Annotated in this window: 1 rRNA gene; it reads right to left on the reverse strand. The window is 49.9% G+C overall.

Features of this window, described 5'->3' with window-relative positions:
- Positions 1-684: ribosomal RNA gene (locus TH5_RS25180) — 23S ribosomal RNA — on the reverse strand; the annotation flags it as partial.

Below are 684 nucleotides of genomic sequence, written 5' to 3' on the forward strand. Positions count from 1 at the left end.
GTGTTACCTGAACTTCACCCTGGACATGGGTAGATCACCTGGTTTCGGGTCTACAACCACATACTAAACGCCCTATTCAGACTCGCTTTCGCTACGGCTCCGCCTTATCAGCTTAACCTTGCATGGGATCGTAACTCGCCGGTTCATTCTACAAAAGGCACGCCATCACCCGTTAACGGGCTCTGACTACTTGTAGGCACACGGTTTCAGGATCTCTTTCACTCCCCTTCCGGGGTGCTTTTCACCTTTCCCTCACGGTACTGGTTCACTATCGGTCACTAGGTAGTATTTAGCCTTGGGAGATGGTCCTCCCAGCGACGGAATTTCACGTGTTCCGCCGTACTCAGGATCCACTCAAGAGGGAACGAAGTTTCAACTACAGGGTTGTTACCTTCTTCGACGGACCTTTCCAGGTCGCTTCATTTACTTCGTTCCTTTGTAACTCCGTATAGAGTGTCCTACAACCCCAAGAGGCAAGCCTCTTGGTTTGGGCTAATTCCGTTTCGCTCGCCGCTACTCAGGAAATCGCATTTGCTTTCTCTTCCTCCGGGTACTTAGATGTTTCAGTTCCCCGGGTCTGCCTTCAATATCCTATGTATTCAGATAAAGATACTGTTCCATTACGAACAGTGGGTTTCCCCATTCGGAAATCTCCGGATCAAAGCTCACTTACAGCTCCCCGAA

Source organism: Thalassospira xianhensis MCCC 1A02616, from assembly GCF_003326475.1.
Taxonomy (GTDB): domain Bacteria; phylum Pseudomonadota; class Alphaproteobacteria; order Rhodospirillales; family Thalassospiraceae; genus Thalassospira; species Thalassospira xianhensis.